10 protein-coding genes are annotated in these 16615 nt (G+C 38.8%); 7 read left to right on the top strand and 3 right to left on the bottom strand.

Features of this window, described 5'->3' with window-relative positions:
- Window positions 1–219 precede the first annotated feature (219 nt).
- Window positions 220–3273, top strand: coding sequence for a DUF748 domain-containing protein (locus PVK71_RS07710; protein WP_274418607.1), 3054 nt, complete (start codon window positions 220–222; stop codon window positions 3271–3273).
- Window positions 3274–3371: 98 nt separating this feature from the next.
- On the opposite strand, the gene PVK71_RS07705 is transcribed toward PVK71_RS07710, so the two are convergent.
- The 3 genes from PVK71_RS07705 to PVK71_RS07695 all read right to left on the bottom strand — a co-directional run bounded on the left by PVK71_RS07705 (window position 3372) and on the right by PVK71_RS07695 (window position 7254).
- Entirely contained in the window at window positions 3372–4424 is a 1053-nt protein-coding gene (locus PVK71_RS07705) for an aldo/keto reductase (protein WP_274418609.1), read from the bottom strand.
- Window positions 4425–4457: 33 nt separating this feature from the next.
- The gene (locus tag PVK71_RS07700; RefSeq protein ID WP_274418610.1) at window positions 4458–5249 is read right to left on the bottom strand and encodes an ABC transporter permease; all 792 of its coding nucleotides are present in this window, start codon (window positions 5247–5249) and stop codon (window positions 4458–4460) included.
- Between the two features lie 103 nt (window positions 5250–5352).
- Complete coding sequence (locus PVK71_RS07695; RefSeq protein ID WP_274418611.1) at window positions 5353–7254, bottom strand: SUMF1/EgtB/PvdO family nonheme iron enzyme; 1902 nt, start codon at window positions 7252–7254, stop codon at window positions 5353–5355.
- Between the two features lie 562 nt (window positions 7255–7816).
- Between PVK71_RS07695 and PVK71_RS07690 the strand changes: the two genes are divergently transcribed.
- The 6 genes from PVK71_RS07690 to PVK71_RS07665 all read left to right on the top strand — a co-directional run bounded on the left by PVK71_RS07690 (window position 7817) and on the right by PVK71_RS07665 (window position 16585).
- The gene (locus tag PVK71_RS07690) at window positions 7817–8590 is read left to right on the top strand and encodes a helix-turn-helix transcriptional regulator (RefSeq protein WP_274418612.1); all 774 of its coding nucleotides are present in this window, start codon (window positions 7817–7819) and stop codon (window positions 8588–8590) included.
- 243 nt (window positions 8591–8833) lie between these two features.
- Window positions 8834–11998: a bifunctional proline dehydrogenase/L-glutamate gamma-semialdehyde dehydrogenase PutA gene (gene putA / locus PVK71_RS07685; protein WP_274418613.1), complete on the top strand. Its 3165-nt coding sequence runs from the start codon at window positions 8834–8836 to the stop codon at window positions 11996–11998.
- Window positions 11999–12012: 14 nt separating this feature from the next.
- Complete coding sequence (locus PVK71_RS07680; RefSeq protein ID WP_274418614.1) at window positions 12013–12720, top strand: 1-pyrroline-5-carboxylate dehydrogenase; 708 nt, start codon at window positions 12013–12015, stop codon at window positions 12718–12720.
- Window positions 12721–12868: 148 nt separating this feature from the next.
- Window positions 12869–14365, top strand: a complete 1497-nt coding sequence (gene putP / locus PVK71_RS07675; protein WP_274418615.1) for a sodium/proline symporter PutP — start codon at window positions 12869–12871, stop codon at window positions 14363–14365.
- Window positions 14366–14522: 157 nt separating this feature from the next.
- Window positions 14523–14882 carry a glutaredoxin gene (locus PVK71_RS07670; protein ID WP_274418616.1) on the top strand — a complete coding sequence of 120 codons (360 nt, stop codon included), beginning with the start codon at window positions 14523–14525 and terminating at the stop codon, window positions 14880–14882.
- Between the two features lie 797 nt (window positions 14883–15679).
- Window positions 15680–16585, top strand: coding sequence for a siderophore ABC transporter substrate-binding protein (locus PVK71_RS07665; protein ID WP_274418620.1), 906 nt, complete (start codon window positions 15680–15682; stop codon window positions 16583–16585).
- The last annotated feature ends 30 nt before the right edge of the window (window positions 16586–16615 follow it).

Genomic DNA, 16615 nt, shown 5'->3' with positions numbered 1-16615 from the left:
GATACGAGGAGATTGGTAGACATCAACAAACACTAGAGATAAAATTTTGGTGCTTTACTTAGGTATCATAGGAATAAGTAATTATTCTTGTCATTATGCCATTGATGGCTTTTTTAGTTAATCAGGGAAAGATGCGTATCTGGATAAGTTTTAGTGTTAAAGAATATCCAGATGAGTATCTGATCCTTGTCGATATAGACGTAGGAGTATAGAGTCATAATGTCGAACAAATTTAAAACAGCAATAGCCACGTTTCGTGCTTTTCCTCGACGTATTCGTTGGAGTACGTATGGATTAAGTGCTTATCTTTTATATGCCGCATTGTTTGGTTTACTGGTTCCTTATATTGCTAAACAGCAGATCCCAGAACACCTATCTAAACTCATAGAACGCCCAGTGACTCTAGCTGATGTGACGTTTAACCCTTTTACTCTTCAGTTAGATATAGATCAGTTTTCTATCCAGGATATTGAGTCTTCAGATTCTTTTGTCAGTTTTGAAAATGCCAGCGTCCAAGTTAATTTTTGGGAGTCCATTTTTAATGGCGCGATCTCAATTGAATATATTGCATTAGATAAGCCTTATATTGATATCGAACGCCTAAATAACACAGAACAGCTGGTATTTAATTTCAGTGATATTTTAGATGCAGTAAATCGTAATTTGGCTTCAGAAGAAAAGCCTGAACCCAAGATACAAGAGCCCAGTGATCGCCATAAGGCACTATTCCCTGTATTGATTAAGCAAACCACCCTAACACAAGGTAATGTGAGTTTCTTTGATGGTATTACAGCAACAGAATTAGCGTATCCAGATATTAATTTCACGTTAGGTGCGTTTTCTACCCAAAGCTTATTTACAGATGCAGAGAAAAAGAATAACTACCATTTACAAATTACCGATGCAGATTCTGGCAAGGCAGAGCTGAAAGGTCAATTGCAATTAAAACCGTTAGAAGTGGTTGGCGATGTTAAGGTTCAATATATTCAATTACCACGTTTATGGGGATTCATTGAAAAAGACATTATTGCCAAATTAACTTCGGGTAATGTGAATTTTTCATCGAACTATCATCTGGCTCAAACCATCGGTGATATCGAAAGTGATGATACGATGAGCATCACTACTGATAATGGTATGTTCTCAGTTAATGACCTAAATTTTAATGCAGAAGATAAATCGATTGTTTCTTTACCTAATTTTTCAGTGAATGGCATTGCAACTAATGTAGAAAATCAGACTGTTAACATCGCTTCTGTTACTTCTCATGGCTTAAATGTGTCAGCAAGAGTCGATAATAAAGGTGCCGATCTTGTTGCCTTATTCACCCCTAAATTTATTACTGAAGAGTCAAAAGAAAAGAAAGAAGAATCGGTAGAAAAAGAGATTAAACCTACTGCTGATGCGCCTTCATGGTTAGTGACACTGGGTGGCGTAGAAATTAAAGACTACCAGTTAAACGTCGAAGAGAAAGTCATTACCAAAAAAGCCAATCAATGGCAGGTATCTCCAATTAACTTAACGACAAGTCAGATTGTAAGTGATCTCTCTAAACCGATTGATTTTGATTTCTTTACGTCGCTAAATGGTAAAGGTGATATCAGCGTTAAAGGCCAAGCCGATGCCAAACAACAAGCCGTATTGGCTGATATTGATGTGAAGTCATTGAAGTTAGCGCAATTCCAACCTTATTTAGCAACCGCAGTAAATGCAACCTTAACCAAAGGGGAAGTGAGTACGCAAGCTAAGTTAGACGCCAATGCAAAAGGTAAAGTTGAGGTTAGCGGTGGTATTCAAGTAAATCATCTTTCGATTCGTGACAATAAACTAAGAAAACCGTTCGTAAAATGGCGCTCATTAGCGGTCAATCAGTTTGATTTTGATTTACAAAAAAATAAATTAGCAGTCGATACGTTAAGCTTAAGCCAACCTTATGCGAGAGTGGTGATCAATAAAGACCGTACCACCAATATTGGCGACTTAATTGTGACACAGCCGAAAGCTAAAAAATTGAAAACAACAGCCAAGAAAAAGGGCACAAAACCGTTTGATTTGAGAGTTCGAAAAATTGCGTTCAATAATGGTTCGGCATTCTTTGCAGATAACTCCCTTACGCCGAATTTCTCTTCAGGCATTGAGCAATTAAAAGGCAATATCGGCCATGTATCGAGTATTCCAGGCACCAAAGCAACGGTTGATATTAGTGGTAATATTGAAAAATACGCACCGGTAAAAGTAAAAGGTGAAATAAACCCATTACTCAAACAGCCTTACTTAGACCTTGATGTCATATTCCAAAGTGTAGAGCTAACCACGGTTAACCCTTATTCAGGCACGTATGCAGGTCATTACATTGATAAAGGCCAATTAACGTTAGCGCTTAACTATAAATTAGAAAACAACCAATTAAAGGGTGAGAATCACGTAATTATCGATCAATTACAGCTAGGTAAAGCCAGTGACAGTGATTTAGCAACCTCACTACCGTTAGAGTTAGCGATTGCTTTATTGCAAGATAACGATGGAGTGATTGATTTAGGGGTTGAAGTAACTGGAGATGTAAATGATCCTGAGTTTAGTTTAGGTGCTGTTATTTGGAGTACGATTTCAAACATCATAACTAAAGCAGTAACTGCGCCATTCTCGTTCATTGCAGGTCTTGCGGACTCAGATGAAGAATTGAATGTGATTGCGTTTAACTTTGGTTCTAATGAGTTAACGACTGAAGAGCAAGAAAAATTAAAAACGTTAGGTACAGCTTTAGAAACTCGCCCGAAACTAAAACTAACGGTTGATGGTGCTGTTAATGCGCCAGAAGACAGTAAAGCGCTAGCCCTAACGCAATTTAATCAACTTCTAGCTGATTCTGCACAGGTAATGATCACCGAGTTACCGACAAACTTGACTGCGAGCACAATGCCTACATCAGGTAAGTTATCGGATGCTTTACAACAACTGTATAAGCAAGAGTTTAGCGAAAAGGCAAGCGTAGTAGAAGACAGAATAGAAGACGAAGAAGATAAAAAAGGCGTAGAGTTAACTGATGAAGAGTTAGCGAAACGTTGGCATATTGCGTTATATAATTTGGTATTAAATAAGCAAGAGGTATCACCAGCACAGTTAGGACAATTAGCTCAAAAGCGTGCTCAAGCAGTAAAAGCGTATTTGGTTGATACCGTTAAAGTCGATGCATCTCGTGTTTTTCTACTTGATAGTAGATTCGATATAGAGCAAAACACCAGTAGCGTATTATTATCGTTAGAGGCTAAGTAATTTAACATATCCTAAATAGAGTTTTACAGAAAGAAAAGAAATGGCGCATCAAGATAGGATGCGCCATTTTTCTATGTAATGATCATCTACTTCGTTAATTAAAACGGCATTGGGTATTTTCTAAATACGGCATTGATCTCTGAAATAGCATCGTTACTTAATGGTTTTGAGAACGCCTCAATGTCTTCTTTTAGTTGATCTAGAGACGTAGCACCAATAATGGTTGATGTAACTCCATCTACTTGGTCGCACCATGCTAATGCAAGCTGACAAGGTGTATAACCGTGTTTTTCTGCTACTTGCATATACGCTCGTACTGCTTCATTTGCCGCAGGCGTATCTCGAAAAATACCATTACGTTGTGAGAACGTCCAACGGCTGTCTTCTGGCATTTTTCCATCTAAGTATTTGCCACTTAACATACCGCCCGCTAATGGTGACCAAGGTAAGTATGCAATATCTTCATGAACACAATTTTCAATTAAATATGGCCAATCTTTCGCGTGTAATAAGCTGAATTCATTTTGAATTGAAACCATTTTCGGTAAATCGTATTTAGCACTCAGTTTAAGGTAAGTGTTAATACCCCAAGGCGTGTCGTCTGATAACCCGATATGACGGATCTTACCTGCTTTAATGCAAGTATCTAATGCTTGCAAGATTTCAAGCATCTCTGTTTCTTCTTTCTTTGCATCAAAATCACTGAATTTAAACTGGTTAGGAAAATGCTTACCAAAATGTGGAGAAGTACGGTTCGGCCAATGCAACTGGTAAAGATCAATATAATCCGTTTGTAAACGAGTAAGTGATGCATCTACTGCAGCAATAACGGCTTCACCTGTAATTGGCGAACCTTCACGAACCCAAGGTAATCCCGGACCTGCGATTTTAGAGGCTAAGATAATCTCTTTACGTCGTTCAGGGTTTGCAGCTAACCAATTACCAATAATGGTTTCTGTTTTACCGTAGGTATCAGGCGAAGGAGGCACTGCATACATCTCAGCCGTATCAATGAAATTAATACCTTGGCTAAGTGCGTAATCAATTTGTTGATTGGCGTCTTCTTGATTGTTTTGTTTTCCCCATGTCATGGTACCTAAGCAGATACGAGAGACTGATAGATTACTGCTACCAAGTGTTGAGTATTCCATTTGAGAAGGCTCCTTTATTTGATTTTTATTAGATCATTGATCTAGAAAACGGACTAATACTTTCCCTTCTTTAGAAATATTATGTTTGAGGGTCAGTTGTAATGTGATGGTAACTGATATTGTCAGCATAACAAAAATGGCGATTAAAATAAGTAATTGATATTTGATGGCGACCATTGGATTAACCCCGCCTAAAATTTGACCTGTCATCATGCCGGGAAGGGTAACTAAGCCAGTCGTAGCCATTGATGCCATAATAGGGGCAAAGGCTTTTTGCATCGCAGAGCGAACAAAAGGGAGCGTGGCATAACGAGGCGAGGCACCAAGAGCGATGGCCGCATGGTATTCACTCTCACGCTCTTTAAATGCGGTGAATAAGTTTTGCAATGCAACGATGTTTCCACTCAAACTATTGCCTAGTAGCATGCCGGCTAAAGGGATCACATATTGAGCGCTGTATAGCGGTGTTGGCTGAATAATCACAGAGCTAAGTAAAATAACTAAAGGTGAGAGCCCAACCAATAACCCCGTTGCAACAGGAAACAGTAATCGTTTTTTAGGAAGTTTAGCTTTAGAGATGATAGAGCTAGAGCCTATGCCTATCATTAAAATAATCCAAAGTGTATTCAGTAGTGGATTATTCAGCTGGAAAACAAACTCAAGATAAAGACCAATAAAAGCCAGTTGTGCCACCATACGAAACACACTAATACCGATCTCTTTAGCAAGATCCAATTGGTAAATGCGATTAATGGTAAATGGGATCACAAGAGTAAGGCTAAATAGCCCCATCAATGCCCAACTGATGTCTAAGGATTCTTGCATGCATTTTGCCTGAAGCGGTTGATTAACGTTATTTGAACATAAAAAAACCGCTGATGTCAGCGGTTTTTGTTATTTATGAATTTAGTTAACGTATATTCATTAATTACAGAGTTCGTACAACACGGAAACCAGTGTAGTTAGCGCTTGTTGATGGATTTAGCTCTAGAGATTCATAGGCTTTTGCTTTTGTTGGTGCAAAGCTCCATGCGCCACCACGAACAACACCTGATTTAGTGTTTGTCCATTCCCAAACATTACCTGCGGTATCATAGATACCGTAAGGGTTTGCGCCAAAGCTACCTACCGGAGAAGTTGACTTGTTTGCCCAAGATGAACCACCCCAACCTGTGTTTGCGTTGCCTGAGCCAATGTCAGAACCCCACCAGTATGCATCTTTACTACCAGCTCGTGCAGCTACTTCCCACTGTGTTTCAGAAGGCAGTGCGTACGTAAAACCAGTTTGTTTTGTTAACCAGTTTGCGTAGGTTTCTGCATCTTTTTTAGAAATACATACTGCAGGTGCATTTTTAGATTGTTCAAATCCAGGTTTACGCCAGTTTTGGTTTTGGTGACGTTTTGTTTCACCGCCATTGATAGCATTACAGCCAGCACCTTTTTCAGCTTCAGTAATGTAGCCTGAGCTAGCAACAAACGCATCAAATTGATTAACGGTTACAGGAGTAGCTGCAATAGAGTAGGCTGTTGAAATAGTTACGTCTTTTGCTGCATCTTTACCAATATGGTAATTACCAGAACCAATTACAACCATTTGTGGTGCTAATAGATTGTTGCTTAGACGGTCAGCAAACTTCTTGCCTGGCTTTGGACGATTTTCCTGAAGTTTCAATTCAGCCCATACCGTCATGTCTTTAGATAGTGACATTTGACGACTGTATGGCTCAAAACCTGATTTCTCAACGGTAATTTGATGCTGACCAGCAGGTAGCATAACGTCTACCGGTGTGCTGCCATAATTAACACCATTAACGGTTACGTTATCTTCATGACGGTTAGAGCGAATGGTAATACCAACCCATTTCTTCTCTTTTTTGATTTTATCATTTGATGATTGCGCTGTGCCTTCTTCAATACAGTAACGGTTTTCTAGGCCCAATAATTGACATGCTGCTGTTGTGTTCGGACGCGCACGTAATGAAGCTTGTAATTTAGTGGTGTAACGGTTGCTTCCATTAAAGCCACTGTCAATAATCGCACTGTCTAATACATGAATATTTAACGATACATTATCTACATGCTGCTTCACTGTTTCTGCTTCAGTAAAACCGTTGATCAACTGCTGCTGAAAGCTGTTTACTGCTTTTTGCATGCTTAGCGTTTTACCTTGGCTTGAACATGCGCTTAATGTCATCGACATCTTACAAGTAACAGTATGAACTACATCTAAAGTATCTTGTGCTGCTAATTCTTCTTGTAGGCGAAGTACACGAGCTTCTTGACGAGATTCACCAAGAATTTCAAGTTCGTCTAATGCACGTTGTTTTTTAGTGCTGCTTGTTTTTAATACTCGAGTTTGTTCTTGAATATCCTGTTGAATGGATAATTTAGCGACTTGGTTCTCTTTTACTTCTTTCCAAGAGTCTTGGTATTGCTTTTGGAAAGGAGTGATATCTAGATCTGGGTCATCAATCATTCGATTGTATTGCTCATCTAAATTACGTTGAGCAAGTTTACGTTTAGAATCTAATTGTGTTGCTTTTTTATCTAAAGCATCACTTTGATTACGCAATTCACGAAGACGACTTTGATCATTAACCACAGTGTTTTCTAGTTGCTTAACTTCATCACGTTTGTGAGTCAGTTTAATATCAATAGAAGCAACAGAATCAACAGTAGGCGTTATTGATTGAGTGTCGGTATTAGCAAGCGCAACAGAGGTAAAAAGCGCCGGCGATAACAGTAGTGCTAGAGCGGGTAGTCCTTTACGGTTCATAATTTTTCTGCTTTTAATAATAGACATAAATAATTTTTTTAGTAATAAATTCATAAAAATTAACCCATCTCCGCACCGCTGATAGAAGAACGTGATATTGCATTTGTTCTTCTTCATTTAGTGAGGGCTAATCGTATATTGATACTGATCTACATACTTCACTTTAATAATACCAATCTATACTCATTATCGCCAATTATCTATTCAGTGGCTTCTTTAAGGTTGGTACAAATGATTTATGCAGATAAGTATCTGTTATTCATAGTTTTGACGCCATATAAAACAAAGCAATTTTTATACCAACCTTTTGTGTTTGAATGTGTCGAAGATAGCCTTAATTTGATCATCGTTTCGGGCTAATGGAACAATGATCAAGTTTAAAAATAAGAAAGTGGATTCTCTATTATTTAACGTTTCATTAATCTATTGTTAATAAAGGTTTTTTTAATTTTATTAGTGCACTATTTTTGAAGTAATAAAATTGAAATGACATTGACTGTATTATATTGATTCATGATCATGCTTTCGAATAGCTATTATCAATAGATTGTTTTTATGATCTTGGTTACACTCTTGTTCATTAGTAATATTAGTTATTTATGGATTTATCATACAAATGGATTGGATTTTCCCCACACAAATTATCATGCTACCTGAAGAAAGAGATCTGCATTCGCATGAGTATCATCAGCTAGTGATTGGCTTAAAAGGGCAAGCGGAATTTGAAATTAATGATAAAAGCAGCATGATTTATGCGGGAAAAGTCGGTGTCATTCCTGCTAACTTTCAGCATGCTTTTTCAAGTTTATATCAGGCAGAAGTCTTAGTACTTAATTTCCCTCAGTTTTTTGGGAATGACGAATTGGCAAATAGAGTAAATGAACTCTTTGTTAGTCATGGGTATTATCAATTAGATGCACAAATCCAGAACCTAATACAATTATTAGTGTGTGAAATTCAAGCTAATATTGATGATCATCTTTTAAATAAAGCATGTAGCGACACGATAATTTCTTTGCTTCACCGTCATTTAATTGATGAAAATGAAGAAAAAACGATTAAACGTTTAAATCAAGAGGTGATCGACAATTTTATAACGCAACACATTGGAAGTAAGATCACAGTCGCGCAGCTATCAAGCACGGTTTTTCTTGGGGAGAGTCAATTTTACGCCATTTTTAAGCAAGAGTTTCGAGTTACACCGCATAAATATATTGTAGAAAAACGCATTCAATATGCAAAAACATTGCTTGAAACAAGTCAATTTACAGTAGGTGAAATTGCTCAACAAACCGGTTTTGCTAATCAAAGTGCTTTTAGTCATGCATTCATGAAGTATACAGGAGGAGCCCCAAGTAAATATCGTCAATTGCATTTCAGTACAATATAGCCACCTCTAAAGGGGTAACTCTTCTTAATTCTGTGCATCAATCTCACTTAATTCGTAACTTAAAATTACCGCCTTTGTTCTCATTTTGTAACTAGATGGACGATTTAGCAATTAAATCGGAGTTTTTGACAAGTATTTTTCGTTAATAGGAAATAGACTCTTTCGCAACTTGCTTTAATAATCAAAAATAATTAGAAGCATAATCGTTTAGTTAATCATGTCAGATAATTAGAGGAAACAGGTATGTTTCATGCGAAAGATGTATTGTCTTCATCCATTATTAATCACTCTTTACCTACGTTATGGTCGGCCATTTCTCCTCTTTATATGGTTGATGAAGCTAAATGGTTAAAAGAGCTTATCCCACTAGCTCAGCCAAGTGAGCGTGAAGCTATTATGATGACAGATCAGGCGGCTCAACTGATTCAGCGTGTTCGTGATGATAAGCAAGCTGTGCAAATGATTGATGCGCTGCTATTAGAGTACAGCTTAGATACTAAAGAAGGCATATTATTGATGTGTCTTGCTGAAGCCTTAATGCGTATTCCTGATGCAGAAACGGCAGATGCACTTATTCGTGATAAATTGAGTGCTGCCGATTGGAAGTCACATCTTAAAAATTCAGATTCGACGTTTGTAAATGCCTCAACGTGGGGTTTATTACTGACAGGTAAAGTGGTCAGTATGGACGTTAAAGCAGATGGTTCACCTTCTAATGCCATTAGCCGTTTAGTTAATAAATTCTCAGAGCCTGTGATCCGTCAAGCCATGAATCAAGCGATGAAAATCATGGGGCACCAATTTGTATTAGGTAGGACCATTGAAGAAGCGCAGAAAAAAGGTAAGGCGATGCGCGAGAAGGGCTATACCTACTCCTTTGATATGCTTGGTGAAGCAGCATTAACCCAATCAGATGCTCATAAGTATTTTAAAGATTACATCATGGCGATAGAAAGTGTAGGCCGTGCCGCTAGTATTGCTGGCTCACCAGATCCTACTGTATCTATTAAGCTATCCGCATTGCATCCTCGCTATGAAGTGGCGAATAAAGTTCGCGTAATGGGGGAGATGTGCGACACCGTTCTTAAATTGCTTGAGCGTGCGCGTGAATTGGATGTTGGTATCACGATTGATGCAGAAGAGATGGATCGCTTAGAGCTTTCTTTACTGTTATTTGAAAAGTTATATCGTAGCGACATTGTCAAAGGCTGGGGTAAATTTGGCATTGTAGTGCAAGCGTACTCTAAGCGTGCGTTGCCAGTTCTCGTTTGGTTAACGGCACTCGCAAAAGAGCAGGGGGATATGATCCCACTTCGTTTAGTGAAAGGTGCTTATTGGGATACTGAACTTAAAATATCTCAACAATTTGGTTTTGCACGTTACCCTGTGTTTACACGTAAAGAAGCGACGGATGTTTCTTATTTAGCTTGTGCGCGTTATCTGTTGAGTGATCATGTAAAAGGCAATATTTTTCCTCAATTTGCCAGCCATAACGCACATACTGTTGCAGCGATAACGTCAATGGCAACTCATGATGAATTTGAATTTCAACGACTTCATGGTATGGGAGATGCGTTATACGATCACGCGATGGAAATGTTTAATCGTAATGTTCGAATATACGCTCCAGTGGGAAGCCACAAAGATCTACTGCCTTATTTAGTGCGTCGTTTACTTGAAAATGGCGCAAACAGCTCGTTTGTTCACCGTTTAGTGGATGCCAATTGCCCAATCGAAAGTTTAACAGAGCACCCAGTTGATACATTATTAGCGTGTCCATCCCTAGATAATCAATTAATTCCATTACCACCCCAAATTTTCTCTGATCGTAAAAACTCATACAGCATTAATTTAGATGTAGAGAGTGAAGCACAGCCATTTGAAGCCTTAATTCAAGCACAGATGACAACTTACTGGCAGGGTGGACCGATTGTAAATAATACGCGTGATTACGAAAGCATGATCAAGGAACACGGTTCTGCACTTCATGTTATTAGTTCGCCTTATGATCGTACAAATGATGTCGGCTCTTTAGTTTGGAGTTCACAAGAGCAAGTATCTAACGCGTTAGATATTGCACATGACTACTTTCCTATTTGGCAACAAACACCAGTAACAGAGCGTGCAGATTACCTTGAAGCATTAGCTGATAAACTTGAAGCAAACATGCCAGAGTTAGTCGCGTTATGCCATAAAGAGGCGGGTAAAACAATTCATGACAGTATTGATGAAGTGCGTGAAGCGGTGGATTTTTGTCGTTATTACGCCGTTCAAGCCAAGCTGAATTTTACCACCCCTGAAACCATTGTTGGTTTTGATGATGTTTCACATCAAATTGCTCGCCAAGGCCGTGGTGTTTTTGTATGTATTAGTCCATGGAACTTTCCATTGGCTATTTTCCTTGGTCAAGTTACGGCAGCCTTAGTCGCAGGTAACACCGTGATTGCAAAACCGGCAGAGCAAACATCGTTAATTGCGGTTCGAGCAATGGAGTTGTTGTTAGAGACAGGTATTGCACCACAAGCGGTTCATTTATTGCCGGGTGATGGTAAAACAGTCGGCGCGCCATTAACATCAGATCATCGTGTTGCAGGCGTTGCATTTACTGGGTCGACAGAAACCGCACAGTTAATAAACCGTACATTAGCGAATCGAACAGTTAAAGATGTTGGTGTAGCTCCTGTGCCTTTTATCGCAGAAACCGGTGGTCAAAACGCCATGATAGTGGACAGCACCGCTTTACCAGAACAAGTGGTGCGTGATGTCATGCGCTCTGCGTTTGCTTCTGCAGGTCAACGTTGTTCTGCACTGCGTGTGTTGTTTGTTCAACAAGACATCGCAGACAGAATTATTAATTTAATCAAAGGGGCAATGGCTGAACTAAAAGTCGGTTTACCTGAACTGCATTGCACGGATGTTGGTCCTGTTATCGATTTAAAAGCCAAAGAGAAGTTGCTCGCGCATATTGAAAAGATGACGTTAGAGGCTCACTTGGTTGCACAAGCAGAGTTGCCAGATTGGTCAGATAATGGTGATTTTGTACCACCAAGTGCGTTTGAAATTGAGTCCATTAGCCAATTAGAAAATGAGCAATTTGGTCCTATTCTTCATATTGTGCGTTTTAAAGCGAATGAGATTGATAAAGTGGTGTCTGAAATCAACTCAACAGGGTTTGGTTTAACCATGGGTATTCATAGTCGTAATGAAGTGACATACACACGAATTGAAAAAAACATCAAGGTGGGTAACTGCTATATCAATCGTGATCAAGTTGGTGCGGTCGTTGGTGTTCAACCATTTGGTGGTCAAGGGTTGTCGGGTACAGGGCCAAAAGCGGGTGGGCCTCGTTATTTATTCCGATACACTCAAGCACAACAAATTTCCTCTACTGCCACTGACTCTAAATGAGAAAGGAGAACCTCATGACAACAATTACTCATATTATTGACTCTGCACTTTCTCAAGGGAAAATGGAATGGCAAGCGGATTCATTCTCAACGCGGATGGAAAAATTATTACGTTGGTCAGAGTATTTAGCTGAGCATCCTGATTTTGGCGTTTTGGCAGCAAAAATGGTACGTTTTCAATGCCAACGAGCACAGCATTTAATTTCTGAAACGGAGTTAATGCCGGGCCCAACAGGGGAGAGTAATGAACTTTACACAGTCGCGAGAGGTGTTTTTTATATCACATCGGATGAAAAATCATCGGTTGTTGCTTTAGTTGGGCAAATAACTGCAGCATTAGTGGCAGGAAACGCTATTATTGTCGCCCTTTCGAGTCAGGATGCGAAACTAACTTCAGTTATTCTTGAAGGGTTGCATAAAGCTAAGGTTCCAAGATTAGCAGCTCAACAGACAGAGTTTGCAATAATAGACATTAATGATGTTCGTTTAGCTGGCGTCTGCTTTGTTGGTAATGAGCAACAATCGATAGCGATTAACCAACAACTAGCGAAACGAAATGGATTATTAGCGCAATTGATTGCAGAAACCGATCAAGAACGCTTACCCGTAATTACAGACCCTCACTTTGTTCTACGTTTTATTACAGAGCGTACACGAACAATCAATGTGACAGCGGTTGGCGGCAACGCAACATTGCTTGAACTTGGAGGTGGTAACCACTGATATTTAATGACTGATATCAATTTGGATAAGTAGTTGTCCACATTGGTGTCGGATCCCATCGTCGTTATTACACCATAACAATAGGGCTAAGATGCTCATACAGCAGTAACGACGTTAAACTTACTGCCAATAACATAAAGGAAATACAATGATTGAAAATAATTTTGCCATTACAGGGACGTTTATCGCTTACCTGATAATGATGCTTGCGATTGGGGTTTATGCATATAAACGAACGAACAGTTCATCTGATTACTTTTTAGGTGGCCGCACATTAGGACCATGGCCTGCAGCGTTATCTGCTGGTGCTTCTGACATGAGTGGTTGGTTATTACTTGGCTTGCCTGGTTATGCTTACGCTGCAGGTTTAGAGTCGTTATGGCTTGCTGGCGGTTTATTAGTGGGTACGTGGTTGAACTGGCTAATTTGTGCGAAACGGCTAAGAACTTACAGTATCACTACTGATGACTCATTAACACTTCCTGAATTTTTATCACGCCGTTTTAATGATAAATCGAAACTGATCCAAACTATTTCAGCTCTATTTATTTTGCTGTTCTTCCTTTTCTATACGAGCTCAGGTTTGGTTGCAGGTGGTAAGTTATTTGAGACTGTATTTGGTTTAGATTACAAAGTAGCTGTTGTGATTGGAACATTATGTGTCGTCTCATATACCTTATTTGGTGGGTTCCTAGCAGTAGCATGGACCGATTTAGTTCAAGGGCTTTTAATGTCTGCTGCATTGATGATTGTACCCATTGCCGCGATGCAAGGTGGTTTTGGTCAGTTGAGTACTGATTTAGTGGCAATTAATCCAGAACTTATGACGCTATGGACAGGTATGGATGGCAAACCGCTAAGTGCAATTGCTATTATCTCATTAGTTGCTTGGGGGCTTGGTTATTTTGGTCAGCCACACATTCTTGCTCGTTTCCAAGCATCACGAACGAATAAAGACTTGACCACCGCGCGCCGTATTGCCGTGGTATGGACTGCATTATCTATGTTCGGCGCTGTGCTGGTTGGCTTAGTCGGATTACTTTATGTAACAGGTTCAATGGGGGGCGAAGCGATTGATGGCGAGAAAGTATTTATGCTGTTAGTCAATGCGATTTTCCATCCGGTTATTGCTGGTATTTTATTAGCTGCAATTTTAGCGGCAATCATGAGCACTGCAGATTCGCAGCTTCTTGTTTCTTCGTCGGCATTGTCTGAAGATTTATACAAACAGCTGATCAAAAAAGACGCGACAAGCAAAGAGATTGTAAATGTAGGTCGTTTTGCCGTGATCGCTTTATCAGTAGTTGCTTTACTATTAGCGATGAACCCTGATAGTTCAGTGCTTGGTTTAGTGTCTTATGCATGGGCAGGTTTTGGTGCTGCATTTGGCCCTGCAATTGTACTAAGTCTTTATTGGAAAGGTATGAATCGCAATGGTGCTCTTGCTGGTATCGTCGTTGGTGGTATCACTATTGTTATCTGGAAGCAGCTAACGGGCGGTTGGTTTGATGTGTACGAGATTGTACCTGGGATCATACTTGCAACAGTAGCGATTGTTAGCGTAAGTAAGCTGACGGGAGAGCCAGAAGAAGAGGTTCTAAAACAACATGAGCAGTTTGAGCGTAACTTGGTTGAGTTTGAATAAACGTTCTTATTAAAACAATGTAGATGAAAGCCCCATAAAGTCTCTTTTCTTTTTGGGGCTTTTTTGTATGTTCAATGAAATGAAACTGTTACAATTCACGCACTTCAAAGAGAGATATAACTATAATCAATTACAGCGCAATACTAGGAGAGTAAACATGAAATTAATTCGTTTCGTGCTTGGAAAAGTTATTTTGGGTTTAGATTGTATTTTTTCGCCATCAGGCGTTAAGCGTGATGCTGAAAAACAAGCAGAAATAGATGCCGAAACAGAAAATTATTCATTGTATCAATTTGAAGCTTGCCCATTTTGCGTCAAAGTTCGTCGTACAATTAAGCGTCAATCACTAAAAATTGAGCTGCGTGATGCAAAAAATAATGAAGATCATAGAGCAGAATTATTAGACGGTGGTGGGCAAGTAAAAGTGCCATGCCTACGCATTGATAAAGATGGCGAAACGACTTGGATGTATGAATCATCAGATATTATGGCCTTCTTAGAGGGAAAATATCCTTAGTATTCACAAGGTTACAGGTACCTATAAAGTAGTAGTCAAGAGCGGGCTTATTGATAGTTCGCTTTTTTATGTGTGTTTTTTGTAAAATTACCGCTGCTTTATTAATGAGATTTACTTGTTAATAGTTCTATTGTTAGTCATTTTTGTAACTTTATGAGACTCAAGTCACAAAATGCTTGGCTTTAAGTTAATGTTAGGTTAAACTGCTCTTCGTGACTTGATTCACAAATAAAATAAAATAAAAACACATTAGGCTAGTTATTATGGAAAGAGTGAGTATGACTCATAAATGGTCAATTAAAAATTGTCCCAAGGATATAGAGAGCCAAGTTTTATCTGTTATTGGACTTATCGATAAGAAAGGTTCAGCATCAGACATGGATCTTTGCAAGATCTTTGCAAGATCTTTGGTGAAGTTCTATGGAGTGATGGGAAATACTTTAATTCTCATGCATTTCGCTTCTTATTTGATCATGAGACTCTTTCATGTGAAGTAACGAAGAGACACTTACACTAAAGTAAACAAGCTATGTATTTTTAAGGTCATTATTGCTCCCCCTATAATGACCTTTTTTATTGTCTGTTATAAGCCAAAGTTATACCAATTCCAATAATGTTCATCTAATTAGTTACATTGGTATTAATCATTTATCTCTTCTAAAAACACGTCTTTTGGGTCAATAAACCTTACATTAAGTGCGTCTTTACAATCTTTACTTTTTTATTCTGGTGAATGCGAATCGTTTTCATTATAGTGAATCTCAAATACGAACAATTATCACTTGAGTGTAAAGAATATGAAAAAAAGTATCGCTACAATGTTATTTGGTTTAGTGGTTTCTGCATCAAGTTATGCTGAAACTATTACCGTTTCTCACCAACTAGGTAAAACAACGCTTGAAACAAAACCTCAACGTGTTGTTGTGATTGGAACAGGAACTTTAGATGCCATTGATTATTTTGGTATCAAGCCAGTAGCGGTTACTCAAGCAACTGCAATGCCTTCATATTTATTAAAGTACAAAGCAAAAGAGTTTGCTTCTTCTGGTAGTTTAAGTGAGCCAGATTTTGAAACGATTTATATGCAAAAACCAGATGTAATCATTATTGGTTCTCGTGCTGTTAAAGCCTACAAAGAGTTATCTGAAATTGCACCAACAATCGTATTTACTGCAGATTCAGAAAGCTATTGGAAAAGTACACAGCAACAATGGCGTATGCTAGGTAATGTATTTGAAATTCAAGATAAAGTTGAAGCAAAAATAGCGAGTGTAGACTCAGAGTTTAAAGCGATTGCTGAACACAACAAAACGAATAATGTCGCAGCGTTAACGGTTATGAGTGCAGGCGGCAATATTACGACCTTCGGTGCGCAATCTCGTTTTTCTGCTATCTATAAAGATTTTGGTTTTCAAGAAGCAGTAAAAGGCATTAAAGAATCTCGCCATGGTGATTTAGTGTCGTATGAATTTATCCGTGACGTAAACCCATCAAATCTTCTTATCGTTGATAAAGACAAGTTGATCAACAAAGATAAAAGTCGTACTCGAGAAGAGTTTGCTAATCCATTAGTTAAAGCAACCGATGCTTATAAAAATGACAGCCTAACCTACCTTGATATAAATGCATGGTATTTAGCAATTGCAGGTGTTACAGCAACCGACCAAATGATTGCTGATGTAAAGCAGTCTATTCATCTTTAAGTTTTATTTTAATTCCACTGTAAAGCGTGC

Origin of the sequence: Aliivibrio sp. S4MY1 (genome assembly GCF_028765545.1) — a bacterium.
In the GTDB taxonomy this organism is placed as follows: Bacteria; Pseudomonadota; Gammaproteobacteria; order Enterobacterales; family Vibrionaceae; genus Aliivibrio.
This window is presented reverse-complemented; position numbering and strand designations above follow the sequence as displayed.